Origin of the sequence: Streptomyces chryseus (assembly GCF_014650755.1) — a bacterium.
GTDB classification, from domain to species: Bacteria; Actinomycetota; Actinomycetes; order Streptomycetales; family Streptomycetaceae; genus Streptomyces; species Streptomyces chryseus.
The window spans coordinates 1-1194 of the sequence record NZ_BMVO01000075.1; the positions used below are offsets into that span (position 1 = coordinate 1).

1 protein-coding gene is annotated in these 1194 nt (G+C 70.2%); it reads right to left on the minus strand.

Features of this window, described 5'->3' with window-relative positions; all coding sequences use genetic code 11:
- Nucleotides 1-1125, minus strand: a 1125-nt coding sequence (locus IE185_RS32820; RefSeq protein ID WP_189716571.1) for an IS30 family transposase, incomplete at its 3' end; no start/stop codon positions are given.
- Between the last annotated feature and the right edge of the window lie 69 nt (nucleotides 1126-1194).

The following is a 1194-nucleotide window of genomic DNA, read 5'->3' on the forward strand; positions in this document are numbered from 1 at the left end:
AGCGAGGCGCTCGGCTGGGGTTTCCCAGCCGAGCGTTTTGCGTGGGCGGCTGTTGAGTTCGGCGGCGACGGCATCCAGGTGCTCGCGGGTGTGGACGGCGAGGTCGGTGCCTTTGGGGAAGTACTGCCGCAGCAGGCCGTTCGTGTTCTCGTTGGAGCCGCGCTGCCAGGGGCTGGCCGGGTTGCAGAAGTAGACCGGGATGTCGGTGGCGAGGGTGAATGCCTGGTGGGAGGCCATCTCTGAGCCCTGGTCCCAGGTCAGGGACCGCCGCAGGTGGGGCGGGAGCGTCTTGACCGTTTCGACGAGGGCGTCGCGGGTGCTGCCCGCGCTGTGATCGACGGGCAGGTGGGCCAGCATCACGTAGCGGGTGGTGCGTTCGACGAGCGTGGCGATCGCGGACTTGCCGTCCTTGCCGATGATGAGGTCGCCCTCCCAGTGGCCGGGGACGGCCCGGTCGGCAGCTTCGGCGGGCCGGTCGCTGATCATCACCATGTCCTTGATGGCGCGGGGCTGGCGCTTGTAGGACTGGCGGTGCGGCCGGCGCCGGGCCCGGCCGGTCCGCAGGGCCTTGGTGAGTTCGCGGCGGAGTTCTCCGCGGCCCTGGACGTAGAGAGCCTGGTAGATCGTCTCGTGGACCACGTGCATCTCCGGCCGGTCGGGAAAGCGTGCCCGCAGAGCGTGGCAGATCTGTTCCGGGCTCCAGCGCAGCGTGAGGTGGTCCTGGATGAACTCGCGCAGTCCGCCGTTCTGGCCGATCTTCCCGGGCTTGGGACGGGGGCGGCGCTGTTCGGCGCGGCGGTGGGCGGCATGGGGCCGGTAGGTCCACTGGGCGCCCCGCCACAGAGCGCCGTTGCGGCGTATCTCCCGGCTGATGGTGGACGGGCTGCGGCCCAGCTCGGCGGCGATGGTGCGGATCGACGCCTTTTCCCGCAGCCGGTCGGCGATGTGGATGCGGTCCTCTTCACGCAGGTACCGGGATGGGCCGGGAGCCGAAGCCTCCACGGTGATCGGAGGCTTCGGCTTGCCGGTGGGCGGAGAGTGCCAGCCGTTGCGCCATCTCTTGCCCGTCCGCAGGTTGATACCGACGATCCGGCAGGCTTCCCTGTTGCTGTATCCCTGGCGCATGAGCTGGGAGTATGCCTCCCGCTCACGCGTCAGACGGCCGCCGCCCCCAGGCCCCCGGTCATCCCGGAT